The organism is Pseudoalteromonas sp. Angola-30 (assembly GCF_028599215.1).
Taxonomy (GTDB): domain Bacteria; phylum Pseudomonadota; class Gammaproteobacteria; order Enterobacterales; family Alteromonadaceae; genus Pseudoalteromonas; species Pseudoalteromonas atlantica.
The window spans coordinates 1-12,687 of the sequence record NZ_JAQREI010000019.1; the positions used below are offsets into that span (position 1 = coordinate 1).

At 39.2% G+C, this 12,687-nt stretch carries 12 protein-coding genes and 1 pseudogene; 8 read left to right on the plus strand and 5 right to left on the minus strand.

Annotated elements, in window-relative coordinates; all coding sequences use genetic code 11:
* Window positions 1-403: 403 nt before the first annotated feature.
* Window positions 404-663 (minus strand): annotated as a pseudogene (locus PSH54_RS17645) (transposase); the annotation flags it as partial.
* A 285-nt stretch (window positions 664-948) separates the two neighbouring features.
* On the opposite strand from PSH54_RS17645, the gene PSH54_RS17650 reads away from it, so the two are divergent.
* On the plus strand, window positions 949-1,260 hold the full coding sequence (locus PSH54_RS17650) for a hypothetical protein (RefSeq protein WP_055253528.1): 312 nt from the start codon (window positions 949-951) through the stop codon (window positions 1,258-1,260).
* A gap of 95 nt (window positions 1,261-1,355) precedes the next feature.
* Window positions 1,356-1,721, plus strand: coding sequence for a hypothetical protein (locus PSH54_RS17655; RefSeq protein ID WP_273606721.1), 366 nt, complete (start codon window positions 1,356-1,358; stop codon window positions 1,719-1,721).
* A 146-nt stretch (window positions 1,722-1,867) separates the two neighbouring features.
* Here PSH54_RS17655 and PSH54_RS17660 read toward each other — a convergent pair whose 3' ends face one another.
* Together PSH54_RS17660 and PSH54_RS17665 are read right to left on the minus strand one after the other, a co-directional pair.
* A complete protein-coding gene (locus PSH54_RS17660; RefSeq protein ID WP_273606722.1) occupies window positions 1,868-2,899 on the minus strand; it encodes a methionine synthase in 1,032 nt (343 codons plus the stop codon).
* Window positions 2,900-2,928: 29 nt separating this feature from the next.
* On the minus strand, window positions 2,929-3,903 hold the full coding sequence (locus tag PSH54_RS17665; protein WP_273606723.1) for a DUF1852 domain-containing protein: 975 nt from the start codon (window positions 3,901-3,903) through the stop codon (window positions 2,929-2,931).
* Between the two features lie 556 nt (window positions 3,904-4,459).
* Here PSH54_RS17665 and PSH54_RS17670 point away from each other — a divergent pair.
* From PSH54_RS17670 to PSH54_RS17685, 4 genes are all read left to right on the plus strand, one after another.
* A complete protein-coding gene (locus tag PSH54_RS17670) occupies window positions 4,460-5,473 on the plus strand; it encodes a DUF5924 family protein (RefSeq protein WP_273606724.1) in 1,014 nt (337 codons plus the stop codon).
* A gap of 71 nt (window positions 5,474-5,544) precedes the next feature.
* Complete coding sequence (locus PSH54_RS17675; RefSeq protein ID WP_029772273.1) at window positions 5,545-5,781, plus strand: hypothetical protein; 237 nt, start codon at window positions 5,545-5,547, stop codon at window positions 5,779-5,781.
* Window positions 5,782-5,798: 17 nt separating this feature from the next.
* Window positions 5,799-6,254, plus strand: coding sequence for a hypothetical protein (locus PSH54_RS17680; RefSeq protein WP_273606725.1), 456 nt, complete (start codon window positions 5,799-5,801; stop codon window positions 6,252-6,254).
* A 75-nt stretch (window positions 6,255-6,329) separates the two neighbouring features.
* Window positions 6,330-7,235 (plus strand): cation diffusion facilitator family transporter, encoded by a 906-nt coding sequence (locus PSH54_RS17685; RefSeq protein ID WP_138685729.1) that lies wholly within the window; start codon window positions 6,330-6,332, stop codon window positions 7,233-7,235.
* A gap of 13 nt (window positions 7,236-7,248) precedes the next feature.
* Here PSH54_RS17685 and PSH54_RS17690 read toward each other — a convergent pair whose 3' ends face one another.
* Window positions 7,249-8,448 carry an Nramp family divalent metal transporter gene (locus tag PSH54_RS17690; protein ID WP_024032231.1) on the minus strand — a complete coding sequence of 400 codons (1,200 nt, stop codon included), beginning with the start codon at window positions 8,446-8,448 and terminating at the stop codon, window positions 7,249-7,251.
* A 429-nt stretch (window positions 8,449-8,877) separates the two neighbouring features.
* On the opposite strand from PSH54_RS17690, the gene PSH54_RS17695 reads away from it, so the two are divergent.
* Together PSH54_RS17695 and PSH54_RS17700 are read left to right on the plus strand one after the other, a co-directional pair.
* The gene (locus PSH54_RS17695; RefSeq protein ID WP_273606726.1) at window positions 8,878-9,678 is read left to right on the plus strand and encodes a hypothetical protein; all 801 of its coding nucleotides are present in this window, start codon (window positions 8,878-8,880) and stop codon (window positions 9,676-9,678) included.
* Window positions 9,679-9,840: 162 nt separating this feature from the next.
* Window positions 9,841-10,500, plus strand: coding sequence for an NADPH-dependent FMN reductase (locus PSH54_RS17700; RefSeq protein ID WP_273606727.1), 660 nt, complete (start codon window positions 9,841-9,843; stop codon window positions 10,498-10,500).
* Between the two features lie 58 nt (window positions 10,501-10,558).
* Here the strand turns inward: PSH54_RS17700 and PSH54_RS17705 are convergent, their stop codons facing one another.
* The gene (locus tag PSH54_RS17705; protein ID WP_273606728.1) at window positions 10,559-12,574 is read right to left on the minus strand and encodes a TonB-dependent receptor; all 2,016 of its coding nucleotides are present in this window, start codon (window positions 12,572-12,574) and stop codon (window positions 10,559-10,561) included.
* Between the last annotated feature and the right edge of the window lie 113 nt (window positions 12,575-12,687).

A 12,687-nucleotide genomic window follows, 5' to 3' on the forward strand; every position in this document is an offset into this window, starting at 1 on the left:
GTTATATACAGAGTATTTTGTGCCTTACCAAGGTGGTGGTGCTTCTATGTGGCCGGTCGCACTACTTTTCGGCGGAACTGCCGCTGCAGTAATAGGCGTTGTAGTGTTTTTCGTGGCTCGTAAGTTCATCTGGCCAATTAAAGATGCTCACTAACAAGTTGCCTAAGTTCGCCGCAAAAAGCGCGGCATTAGCAAAGTAAGCCATCAGCAATTAAAAAAGGTAGAGGAGCAACTAAATAATCGCCCTAGAAAATGTTTAGGATTTAAAACACCAAATGAAGTCTATAATGAATTAGGTGGTGCACTTCCAATTAGAATCTAGGTAGTGGGTGTCAGATTTAATAAAGTGGGTGTCAAATTTAATAATTTTCAGATTTAATAATTTACTCAGAAGCCTTCACCACTTTTTTGCCATTGTCTCTTGAATAAAATCAGATTTAACCGCTCTTCAGCATACATTTTCTTTAAACGACGATTTTCATCTTCAAGTTCTTTAATTCGTGTCATTAAAGACGCATCCATACCGCCGTATTTAGCGCGCCATTAATAAAAGGTTGAATTGCCCATGCCATGTTCGCGGCACAGCTCAGGAATAGGCACGCCGCTTTCTGCTTGTTTTAAAACGGCAAGGATTTGGCTGTCTGTAAAATGTGTTTTTTTCATAATTTTCTCCTGTGTTTACAATAAGAGAAAGTTCTACATTTGGCTTCTATTATTTTTTTGGGGAGATTACCCCCTTTCACCCTAAATAAAAGCCACTCAAACACCCGTAATCCCTTCAAAACGCCAATTAAAACAAATATCAAACACTTTAATATTCTGCGTAAAAATACAGTAATCAATTGAACCAAAATAGGAACACAGCTATGGTTTGTTAATCAATAAAAACAAATTTAATAACGAGTTAATCTAAAGGCTCATCATATGCCTAAAAAGGAGTTTTAAACAATGAAGCTTTTTCTAATACCATTATCAATAGTTGTTCTTTGTTCTTGCGCTACAACATCAATTCCAGAAGCTACAAAAACGGAAATGGATAGTGATATAAAAAGATATCTAAATTATAGGAATCAGAAAGCTTATGCAGTTGCCGTGGAAAAAGACGGCGCATGGGTAAGTGGCTATGGGTATGGATATCCGAATCAAGAACTCGCCAACAAAAGAGCTTTACTAGAGTGCGAAGTACAAAAACAGTCTCGTAAAATTAGTGCAGACTGTTTTGTTCTTTATGAAGATGGACGTAGAAAAAACGGCATATAACAAAACGCTAAACACGTTCACTGGGACAGTAACGCAGCGGCTCTTCGCAATTATGCAGCTACGTCACTGCTCGTTAGCTTTACAAGGAAAATTTGGTGTTTGATAGGATAAAAATAGCGATGTCAAAGGGGTTTTGGCACGCTTTAGCGGTAATCATAGTCATGCTATTAGCTGGGCCAGAAATAATGGTAAGTATTGAACTTATGGCCATGGTAGAAGTGCTTGGGGCTTCTACTTTTGTATTGATGTATCTCTCAGGTATCAAGCTGTTTTTCTCAAAGGTGTGGGATAAATATAAAAATTTTGAAAAGCATTCAGTTTTCTTTTTTCCAACTTTTCCTGTTTTAAAAAAAATGCCATCACTGATAGTTCATTCTATTCCTGAGCGGACTGTGGTTATTGGAGTTCTTACGTTTATTACTGTTGCAATGATAATATTTTACATACAAATTTTAATTTAATTTAGTAAAGCTAATTAGCACCCTGAATCAACTTTGCTAAACATACGCTTGAGCTTGCAAGCCACTTAGTAGCTATACGTATTAGCGCACTTAATTTTAAAATAAGTGCGCAGGTTTTAATTACATAGCTGGTTTTAAAGCAAGCTTTACTGCGTTAATAGCTCTTTTCTTACTATTTCCGCGCCTTTACTCAATGCATTAAGCTTAGCGTTTGCAACTTCGCGCGAAAGCGGGGCCATGCCGCAGTTTGTGCAGGGGTAGAGTTTGTCGGCATCTACAAACTGTAGGGCTTTGCGTAAAGTAGCGGCTACTTCTTCGGGTGTTTCTATTTCATTGGTGGCTACATCAATAGCGCCTACCATTACTTTTTTACCTCTGATCAGTTCAAGTAAGTCCATAGGTACGTGTGAGTTGTGACACTCAAGTGAGATAATATCAATATTTGATTGCTGTAATTTAGGAAAAGCTTCTTCGTACTGGCGCCATTCATTGCCAAGTGTTTTTTTCCAATCGGTGTTGGCTTTAATGCCGTAGCCATAACAAATATGCACAGCAGTTTCGCATTTTAACCCTTCAATTGCGCGCTCTAAACAGGCAATGCCCCAATCGTTTACTTCATCAAAAAATACATTAAACGCGGGCTCATCAAATTGGATAATATCTACACCTGCGGCTTCTAGTTCTTTGGCTTCTTGGTTGAGTATTTTGGCAAATTCCCAGGCTAGTTTTTCACGGCTTTTGTAGTGGTCGTCATAAAGTGTATCTATCATGGTCATTGGGCCGGGTAGTGCCCACTTTATAGGTTGGTTAGTTTGCGAGCGCAAAAACTTAGCGTTTTCTACAAATACAGGTTTTTGTCGGCTAACAGGGCCCACTACGCTTGGTACACTTGCATCGTAACGGTCGCGTATTTTTACCGTTTTTCGTTTTTCAAAATCTACACCGTTTAGGTGCTCTATAAATGTAGTTACAAAATGTTGGCGTGTTTGCTCGCCATCGCTCACTATGTCAATACCAACGAGTTGTTGTGAGTGAAGTGCAATGCGCAGGGCGTCTTTTTTGCCTTCAATAAGTTCGTTGTTTTGAAGCTTCCACGGTGACCAAAGGGTTTCTGGCTCTGCAAGCCATAAGGGCTTTGGTAAACTGCCAGCTGTAGATGTAGGTAATAATGTTTTCATAATAAGAGTGACCCTTTATTAAAATAAGGTTAAACGTTTGCTAATGTAAATTGCTCAAGCACTGATTTATACGGTTTTATAAAATGCTCTTCAGCAAACTTGCCTTGCTCGGCGGCTAATTTACTGCGCTCATCTCTGTCGTAAATAATTTGCGTAAGTGAGTGGTCGGCATTTTTTAAATTAGGCTTAAAGGCGTTACCCGCTTTGGCATTGGCGTTATAAATTTCTGGGCGATAAATTTTTTGAAAGGTTTCCATTGTGCTAATGGTGCTTATTAGCTCAAGGTTGGTGTAATCGTTTAGTAAGTCACCAAAGAAAAACAAGGCAAAAGGTGCGGCACTATTTGCAGGCATAAAGTAACGCACCTGTAGGCCCATTTTTTTAAAGTATTGCTCTGTTAACGAAGATTCGTTTGGTTGGTATTCAATACCTAAAATAGGGTGCTCGTTGGCAGTGCGATGATAGGTTTTGTTATCTGACACACTGAGGCATATTACCGGTGGCTTTTTAAAGTGTTGCTTATAGGTGTTTGAGCTTACAAACGATTGAAATAATTTACCATGCAGCTCACCAAAATTATCGGGAATACTAAATTGTGGTTTATTTTTATTATGTTGCTGAAGTAACACGCTAAAGTCGTAGTCGCGAACGTACGATGAAAAGTTATTACCAACAATACCTTCTATGCGCTTGTTTGTTTTGGTATCAATAATATTCGTTTTTAATATTTCTATAGAAGGAAAGCTTTGGCTGTTTTCATCTAAACCAATATCTACAGAAATAATCTCAAGCTCTACACTGTAGCGCTCAGCGTTTGGGTTATCCCAATTAGCAAGGGTGTTAAAGCGGTTGTTGATCATATTTAGCGCTTTTCTTAAGTTTTGTTGGCGGTGCTCGCCTCGTGCTAAGTTTGCAAAATTAGTGGTAATACGGGTGTTTTCAGCGGGTTGGTAGTTTTCATCAAGGCGCTGACTTTTAATATTAAATGTAATGTTTTTACTCATGGTGACTCTATCCATATTGTATATTTAAAACCTGAGCCTTTAGCGTGCTCAAAGGGTGGTTTTGTAATAAACAGGCTTAGTGCTTATAAGCGCTGGCCGATGGATAATTTATACGTTGATTGGTGCTTTAATAAAAACGGTTTAATTTCACATAAAACATGAGTTTGATTCATTTATATAAATTAAATGTGTTACTGAGAGAACATAAACCTGTTTTTAGGCATGTAAAAAAATAGTGCAGCGTATAATATATAGGTGTTTAGACGTCTAGATGTGTTTGTTGTGGTAAATTCACGTTAAGCATTAATAAAATTCAGGCACGGCTGTAACCCTTATTTTAATTAATGCTTAAAGTTACAGTTTTAAAAATTACTGTAGTTTTACGGCGAGTTATAGGCACTTATTAATTAAGAAAGCGGTTAAAAGGGAGTGGTTTTTAATGCAACAACTAACAATAATACCTGCAGGCATCTATGTGTTGTTCATCTACGCTTAGTTACACTGATTTAGCTAACTTGATAATAATAAAGTACATTATGTACGGACACTAAAATAAATGAACAAACTAAAAAATCTCATTACTCAATTTATAGTGGCAATGCAAAAGCGACCAGGGCTATTGGCTGTATTGGCGTTTTGCTCAGGTGTTGCAAGCTATGTAATGGTTGATAGAAAAGAGTCGTTCTCGCAGGTTATTGCCATTGTTTTACTGGTGAGCTGGTTTTGGTTGATTATCGACAATTGGCTACGCGATAAAGTACAAGAGCGCTTTGGGGTAGCCGTATCTCCTAATGTAATGCGCTTTGCACTGCAAATGGTGCAACAAGAAAGCCTATTTTTTGCGTTACCGTTTTTTTTAGCGGCTACCCAGTGGGATCACCCACAAGCACTATTCACATCGCTGATTATTATATGTGCCTTTATATCGGTAATAGATCCAATTTACTATAAAAAGTTAGCTAAAAACCGCACACTGTTTACAGTATTTCATAACTTTGCATTATTTGTGGTTTTGCTTGTTACGTTACCTATTTTATTAAACCTAACTACGAGCCAAAGCTTAGCAATTGCGCTTGTAACCTCAGTGCTTATTACTTTACCTAGCTTAACAAACTTAATGCCTGATGCGCGCTGGTGGCGTTTTCCTATTTTAGTTTTAATTTTATGTGTAATAAGCGCTGGGGTTTGGCAGCTTCGCAGCTTTGTACCGCCAGCAGCTCTGCGTTTAACCGATATTACCTTGGCACACAAAGTAGATGTTGAGCATAAAAAACCACTAGGTAGCATTGATACTCTTGATTTATATACACTTCATCATGAAGGGTTATACACATGGACCGCAGTAAAAGCGCCAAGAGGCCTAAACGAAAAAATATTCCATGTATGGATACACAATAAAAAAGAGGTCGACAGAATTACGCTCAATATTAATGGCGGGCGAAAACAAGGCTACAGAGCATGGACTCATAAAGTAAATTTTCCGCATGATGCTAAAGGCAAGTGGCAAGTAAAAGTGGTAACTGAGTCGGGGCAATTAATAGGGCTTACGAAATTTATTGTTACACCTTAACGCTATAAATACGCTGATAATCAACTAGAGATTTGATACGCTGTTTTTACATTACTTAATGGATGAGTGTTATGAGCATTGCTTTAGATATTGTTATGTGGCTAATGATAGAAACCATTTTAGGGTTTATTTTGTACTCTACCGGCTGTGCAATTTTAAACGTATTCACCTTTGGTAAGTTTAAAGCTGACATTAAAGATTATGTGAGCTTTAAGGCAAATAAAGCTAAAAACGTTTACCTAATATGTTTACTTGGCTTTAGCTTTTACGCAGCGTTAATTGGTTTTGTTGCTTACATAAGCCAATAACTTAGGTTTATAAGTATATGAAGTTTAATAAGCTATTGGTTATAGCGGGGGTTTTAAGTTTTATAGCGTCACTTTTACATATTGCCTGTATTTTTGGCGGCCCTGATTGGTATCGCTTTTTTGGTGCTGGTGAGCACATGGCGCAGTTGGCTGAGCAGGGAAGTACGTATCCTACCTTTGTTACTTTAATTATATCAGCCATACTGGCTATATGGGGCATGTATGCGCTCTCTGGCGCGGGTGTTATTATAAAGCTGCCTTTATTAAAAACGGCTTTGGTATTAATAACAGGTGTTTATTTACTAAGGGGGATAGCAGGATTAATCGCTCCTTTTGTAACAACCAGTCAGTTTATTCATCACAACTCAATTGTATTTTGGATTGTAAGCTCAATTGTATGCAGTATTTATGGGCTGTTTTATTTATTAGGTACACTTAAACTTTTCCGAACACATACCTCATTAACCTTATAAATTAAAAACAGTGAGCGCTAAAAATAGATTTCTACAGCTCAGGTTAATCAAGTTATTTACTATGTAAGGAGCAACATGAGTCACGATCACAGCCATCATATTAGTCACTATAATCGCGCGTTTGCTATAGGCGTTTTACTCAATCTTATATTTGTCGTGATAGAAGCAGGGTACGGTTTTTTTGCCAACTCCCTTGCGCTTTTAGCCGACGCAGGGCATAACCTAAGCGACGTGGTTAGTTTATTACTTGCGTGGGGGGCAAATGTTTTGGCAAGTAAAGCAGCTACCGACAAGCGCACCTTTGGCTATAAAAAATCAACGGTGTTAGCGTCTTTAATGAGCTCTGTTTTACTTATGGCTGCCCTTGCTAGCATAGCTTGGCATGCCATAGAGCGTTTTGAAAATCCTCAGCCGGTTACAGGCATGACAGTTATAGTGGTTTCGCTTATTGGTGTAGTAATTAACACATTAACTGCGTTGTTGTTTGTGCAGGGGCAAAAGCACGATTTAAATATTAGAGGTGCCTTTTTACATATGGCGGCCGATGCAGCGGTGTCTTTAGGGGTGGTAATTGCTGGCATTGTTATTTTATTTAAAAACTGGCAGTGGGTAGACCCTGTTGTAAGTTTGAGTATTGTCGTGATTGTGTTTATTGGCACATGGGGATTATTTAAAGACTCGCTTAATTACGCCACAGACGCCGTACCCAAAAATATTAGTATAGAAAAACTAAAGCAGTATTTTTTAAGCATTGAGCATGTAACAGGTGTGCATGGGCTACATGTGTGGCCACTAAGTACCACAGAGTCTGCGCTTATTGTTCACTTAGTAACGGACAACAACGCATTAAATAACGACTTTTTAATTGAAGTACAGAGCCATTTACATGACCACTTTGACATTGAACACGCCACCATTCAAGTTGAAAGCAGCCAAGGCAGCGCAGGTTGTATGTTTAACCATGGGCATGCCCATGGTTAAACGTTAATTGGTTTTAAAAAATTAACCCTGATAGCTTGTAACAACTTAACGAAAAAATGAGTAGTAGCACGGGTAATATAACTACATTTAAAAGTGTTGAGTTGGTGTATTTTCCCATGACTGATTTTTGATTCACTAACCACACCAAATATGCGGTAATGATGGGCAGTAGTAATCCATTTGCAGCTTGTGCAAATATAATTACCGCAACAGGGTCAAGCCCCAGTGAGGCCACAAACGCACCAAAAGCTAAAATAGTAATGGCGACTGTTTTAAAGCGGGTGTTACTCATTTCACTTGACCAACCAAGCATGCCACATACCGCATACGCGCCTGCTAATGGGGCTGTTATTGCGCTGGTTAATCCTGCGGCAAATAAGCCAATAGCAAAAAAGTAATGCGCTGCTTCGCCAAGTAATGGCTCAAGTTGCACGGCCATATTTGCTGCACTAATTTTACCGGCATCGGTGCCATAAAACGCAACAGACGCGGTTGATAAAATGGCCAGGGTGATCACCCCACCTAGCGTAATTGATAAACCTGTATCTAAGTTAGTTTGTTTAATAACAGTGTCTTTATCACTTTTAGAATGATCTTGCGCTGCTAAAACACCAGAGTGCAAAAATAAGTTATACGGTACAATGGTTGTGCCAATGAGGGCCAATACCGTTGTAATTGAGCCACTTGGCATTGTAGGTATAAACCCAGCGAGTACTTTAGCCATTGGTGGTGCAGCCATAATTAGGGTAGATATAAATACTAGGCTCATAAGGATCACCAGCAGTATTAATGCATTTTCTACCACTTTGTGCTTACCACTGTATAAAAGAATAGCGCTACATACAGCAATTAACGGCGTCCATATTTGTGCACTTACCCCTGGGAAAATACCAACTAGCCCCATACTTGCACCACTGAGGTTTCCGGCTTCATATGCAGCGCTACCTACACCAATAGCACTTATTACTAAAAAACTAGCAAGCGCTTTAAGATAAGGGGTTTTAATGTGTGCACGTAACGCTTGTGCTAAATCTTGCCCTGTTGCTACTCCTAATCGAGCAGCCATAGACTGCAACAAAATAGTGGCAATAACCGAAAAAAGTAATGTCCAAATTAATGCAAACCCAAAGTTTGCACCGGCAACACTTGCCGTTGTGATTGTTCCGGGGCCAATAAATGCGGCTGTTACAAGTAATCCTGGGCCAAATCGCATACTGTTACCTTAATATTTGCTTTTAAATTTAGAACAACGTTTTATTACGTTGAACCTAGATTGCTGCCACTTTACGTGCCATGCAGCGAGAGCCCCACCTTGGCTAATTAACCTTAAACTCTCGGTAATTATTTTAATATGATTATCAAAAAGCCGCGTAGGATACCAACTTATATATAGATTTAAAGAGCCAAACGATTACCTGCTTGTTAAATGCACAATGTGCGCGAGTTATATTTATAAATCAGCCATGTGCGTTGTTGGTTTCTCATTTTTATCCTACCTTATAGATTGTAAAATGAGCAAGTTACTTAGTTTTTTAATGATATGAGCCATTTTTTAAATAAATTGTTTAAAAAGGCATCTTTTTATTGCTGGGCTTCGTTAAATAGCACTATTATGCGCAACTTTTTGGTTTTGGACCTTTTAATGAAAACTAATTTAAAAATCTCTCACTTGATCTGCATTATGTCGCTGGCTTTAGGTACGAGTAAAAGCGCTGCGAATGAATCGCTACAAGAGCTTGAGGTAGGTGTAGGGGGTAATATAAAAAGCGTTGCACACCCTGATCACGAAAATGAAAAATTAAATATTCATATTCATCCTTTATGGGAAAGCCATTATGTGACAGAAGGGCGCGATAACTTGCCCGGTAGCGCTTTAGCCTCTATTGCGGGCGAAATAAATTACAATGACTTTACGTTTATCCCTTGGTTAGCAACAGACACTGATAATGACTACGATGAGCTAAATTTAAATGCTATTTATTCAACTGAGCTTGCAGAGCACCTAACTTTGTATGCAGGTTACAACCATATAAAAGCACGCGAGGAAGGAGTAAATTCCCATGATAATGAGCTTAGCCTAGATATAAGCTATGCATATGATTGGGATATACATGCAATGGCGAGTATTTACCACTCGTTATCGCTCAGTGGCTCTTTTATAGAGCTGGCAATTACAAAAGAGTATGCATTTAGTGATTTAATGCGATTGGAGCTGCAAACTGCGGCGGGTTTTAATAGTGGTTATGTAAGTGATGGCCACAATGGCCTTAATAACGTAAAACTTGCTGCTAATTTATCTTATCAACTATTAAATAATGTCATGCTATCTGGCTATGCCAGTTACAGCGTTGCAATAAACAAAGATGCTGCACACTATAGCGATGATGAACATTTACGCTCCTTATTTTGGGCAGGGTTTGGTGTTAGTTATCAATTTAATTGAGGGTAGGCTTGGCGTTAGCATTAAAGCGTAAGTGATGGGTGCCACCCTTATTAATTTTTGTTTAGAGTGCTAAAAATTGTGCAAACAAATAAAAGTCTCGCATTTTTAATATGTTTTAGGTTCAAGGTATAGTGGGTACAACACTCAATTAAGGAGGCTTTTATGAAATTTTTAGTTTTTTTAGGCACCGTTAGAGATAGCACACCCCCTAAGCCAGCACGATTAGGAGAGCGAGTAGCTGAGTCATGCCTCAAATGTTTAAACCAGCGCTACAGCGAGCACGAGTTTGAACTTATAGACGCGCTCGACTTTCCTTCAGAGGATGTGTTTAAACCTCATTTTGCCTATGCAAAAAGCCAAGCTCCAGCACATTTAACAGCCTTAGCAGATAAAATTACCCAAGCCGATGGCTATATAATGGTAAGCCCAGAGTACAATCATAGTATGAGCCCGGCATTAGCTGATTTGCTAAACCATTTTGGCAGTTCTTTGTTCTCGTATAAGCCAAGCGCTATTGTCACCTATTCGGCAGGGCAATGGGGAGGGTTACGTGCGGCAATTAGTTTACGTACCTTTTTATCAGAACTTGGGTGTTTGCCAGTCTCTGCAATGGTTCATGTACCAAAGGCGCAAGAGGTGCTAAATAGCGATGGTTCAATGCAAGAGGGCGAAGAAGAAAAATCGTGGTTTAATTATTATTCGCGTACTTTTAGCCAACTGATGTGGTGGGCACAGGCGAGCAGCCAACATAGTAAAAACGTAGATCCCCACGCTATGTTAAAAAGTTTTAAAACAGTGCCATCTCAGCGAAATGCACCTTAAAAAATGTATTAAGGTGCGCCTTTATATATACTGTTTTTATATACAGTGTTTTGCTCGGTTAAAACAATAAGCTAATTGATAAGCGGGCTGTGCGAGGCTCAATAGGATGAAAGTGGTTATCTTCTACACCATGTGCAGGCTCGCCCGGTAAGCGCGAAGCGTAGTAGTAATCTATATCGTGATCGTTACTATCAAATAAATTCAGTAGTTCAAAATCGACTTTCCAGTGAGTTTGTTTATAGCTAATAGCACTATTAACTACCGTTAATGGTTCAGAGCGAATATCACCAGAGTCAGAAAGCGTACGTTTACCTATGTGGCGTACTCTAAATGATGATTGCCACATTTGACTTATATGCCAATTTAAACCTGCACTTGCAACAACAGGTACTGCGCCTTCTATATAGTTCTTGTCAGAGTTTATATTTAATCTTGAACGAGTAAACGAGGCTTCCATGTCTAGGCTAAAGCGTTCATTAATCCAGTAATACGCGCTTAGCTCTAGACCATAACGTTTTGATGCATCACTGGGCTCTGTATTACCCGCATCACCTACAAATAAAAGCTCTGAGTCGAGTGTAAGCCACCATAAAGCGGCGGATAAATTAACGTTTTGATCATCGGCAAAACGCAGGCCTAGTTCAGCACCTTCACTTTTTACCAGTAAATCTACTTTTTCGGCATTTTGTCGGCTAACAGGGTCAATATTAATGGTAGTGCCGCGGGCATCGTTTGAATGAAAAGACTGCCCCCAGTTTGCATAAGCGACTAACAAATCAGTAAGTTTATAATTTAAACTGCCTTTAAAGCTTACTAAGTCATCGTTTGCTTTGCCCGAATTTACCTGTGTGATACTGCTTACATCGGTATCAAAATAGTCGTACCGCACGCCTGCTGTTGCCTCTAATTTAGGTGTGAAAAGTATTTTTGTTTGCCAATAACTCGAATAGCTTGTTTGTTTTATGGCATCTTGTCTTATTGTATTGAGTCTCTCTCGCGCTTTAGTGTTATAAAGTCCTACCTTGTCTATATCGTCATGGCGAACCTCAAGCCCAGCAGTGTGCTGCATATTTAAACCAGCAGTAAGGGAGTCAAATTGATAACTTAGCTCACCACCATAAATAGTGCGGCTATCTTGTTGGTTAAACTGATCGCCATTTATAGGGTCGTTTAAAAAATAGCTAAAGTTAGAAAACAGCGTTAAATCGTAATTTATGGCATAAATACTGGTTTTTATATGCTTGCCTTGCCAAACACTTGATAGGCTATAGCGACTCGAACTCCCCCCAAGGGTGGTATCAAGCGACCCTAAGGGTGACGTTATATTTTGTGACACTGCGCGCTGTGGAATTTGATCGGCTGATTGCCATGTGTTGTCGTAGGCCATTGCTGTAATAGATAAATCTCCATTTAAAGCTTTGCCAACATAACGAAGTAGGGCATTTTTTTTATTTACGTTTTCGTTTATATCATCCCATGGGCCATCGTAGCCTTGCCACTCAGCTGCTGCTATTAACTTGGCATTAGATACATCAACTGCACTAAGCACTACTGCACGTTTATAGTTATCTTCACCAATGCTTAGCTCTATTTGCTTGTGCTTTAAGTTATTAGCTAAATTAAATTGCGCACTCCCCGCACTTGAAAAGTCCCCTTGTGTAGCGCTGTATGATCCTTTTTGGTAATTAATAGTTGAAATAGCTTCTGGAATAATAAAATTAAGATCGGTATAACCTTGCCCGTGTCCATGGCTTCGCATATTTATGGGCATGCCCTCAATGCTGGTGGCAAAGTCGGTGCCATGATCTAAATTAAAGCCTCTAATAAAGTATTGATTAGCCTTACCCGAGCCACTATGTTGTGTAACCGCCATGCCTGGAATAAGCTCTAACATTTCGGCGCTTCTGAGCATGGGGCGCTGCTGTATTTCTCCTTGACCAATGATACCGCTTGAGGCACTGATAGACTCGCCAATTAAACCATCTCTATGCCCATAAACAGTAAGGGTCTCTATATTAGCGTAGGTGCTAATGCTATATAACGTGCTCAGTGTAAGTAAAGCTAATCTCTTCATCGCTAAAATCCCTATGTATTTACTATCTAAAATAAGCAGATAGTTTAAATACGGCTTAGCTAATCGATTGGATGCAACATTTGTTAGCAAGGTGTAATAGTGCATGTTTAGCA

What these genes read in the sequence shown, in the direction of transcription:
- PSH54_RS17685 (WP_138685729.1), top strand. Translation starts at nt 6,330, where the DNA reads ATGAGTCACGATCACAGCCATCATATTAGTCACTATAATCGCGCGTTT.
- PSH54_RS17705 (WP_273606728.1), bottom strand. Translation starts at nt 12,574, where the DNA reads ATGAAGAGATTAGCTTTACTTACACTGAGCACGTTATATAGCATTAGC.
- PSH54_RS17670 (WP_273606724.1), top strand. Translation starts at nt 4,460, where the DNA reads ATGAACAAACTAAAAAATCTCATTACTCAATTTATAGTGGCAATGCAA.
- PSH54_RS17680 (WP_273606725.1), top strand. Translation starts at nt 5,799, where the DNA reads ATGAAGTTTAATAAGCTATTGGTTATAGCGGGGGTTTTAAGTTTTATA.
- PSH54_RS17700 (WP_273606727.1), top strand. Translation starts at nt 9,841, where the DNA reads ATGAAATTTTTAGTTTTTTTAGGCACCGTTAGAGATAGCACACCCCCT.
- PSH54_RS17695 (WP_273606726.1), top strand. Translation starts at nt 8,878, where the DNA reads ATGAAAACTAATTTAAAAATCTCTCACTTGATCTGCATTATGTCGCTG.
- PSH54_RS17665 (WP_273606723.1), bottom strand. Translation starts at nt 3,903, where the DNA reads ATGAGTAAAAACATTACATTTAATATTAAAAGTCAGCGCCTTGATGAA.
- PSH54_RS17690 (WP_024032231.1), bottom strand. Translation starts at nt 8,448, where the DNA reads ATGCGATTTGGCCCAGGATTACTTGTAACAGCCGCATTTATTGGCCCC.
- PSH54_RS17650 (WP_055253528.1), top strand. Translation starts at nt 949, where the DNA reads ATGAAGCTTTTTCTAATACCATTATCAATAGTTGTTCTTTGTTCTTGC.
- PSH54_RS17675 (WP_029772273.1), top strand. Translation starts at nt 5,545, where the DNA reads ATGAGCATTGCTTTAGATATTGTTATGTGGCTAATGATAGAAACCATT.
- PSH54_RS17660 (WP_273606722.1), bottom strand. Translation starts at nt 2,899, where the DNA reads ATGAAAACATTATTACCTACATCTACAGCTGGCAGTTTACCAAAGCCC.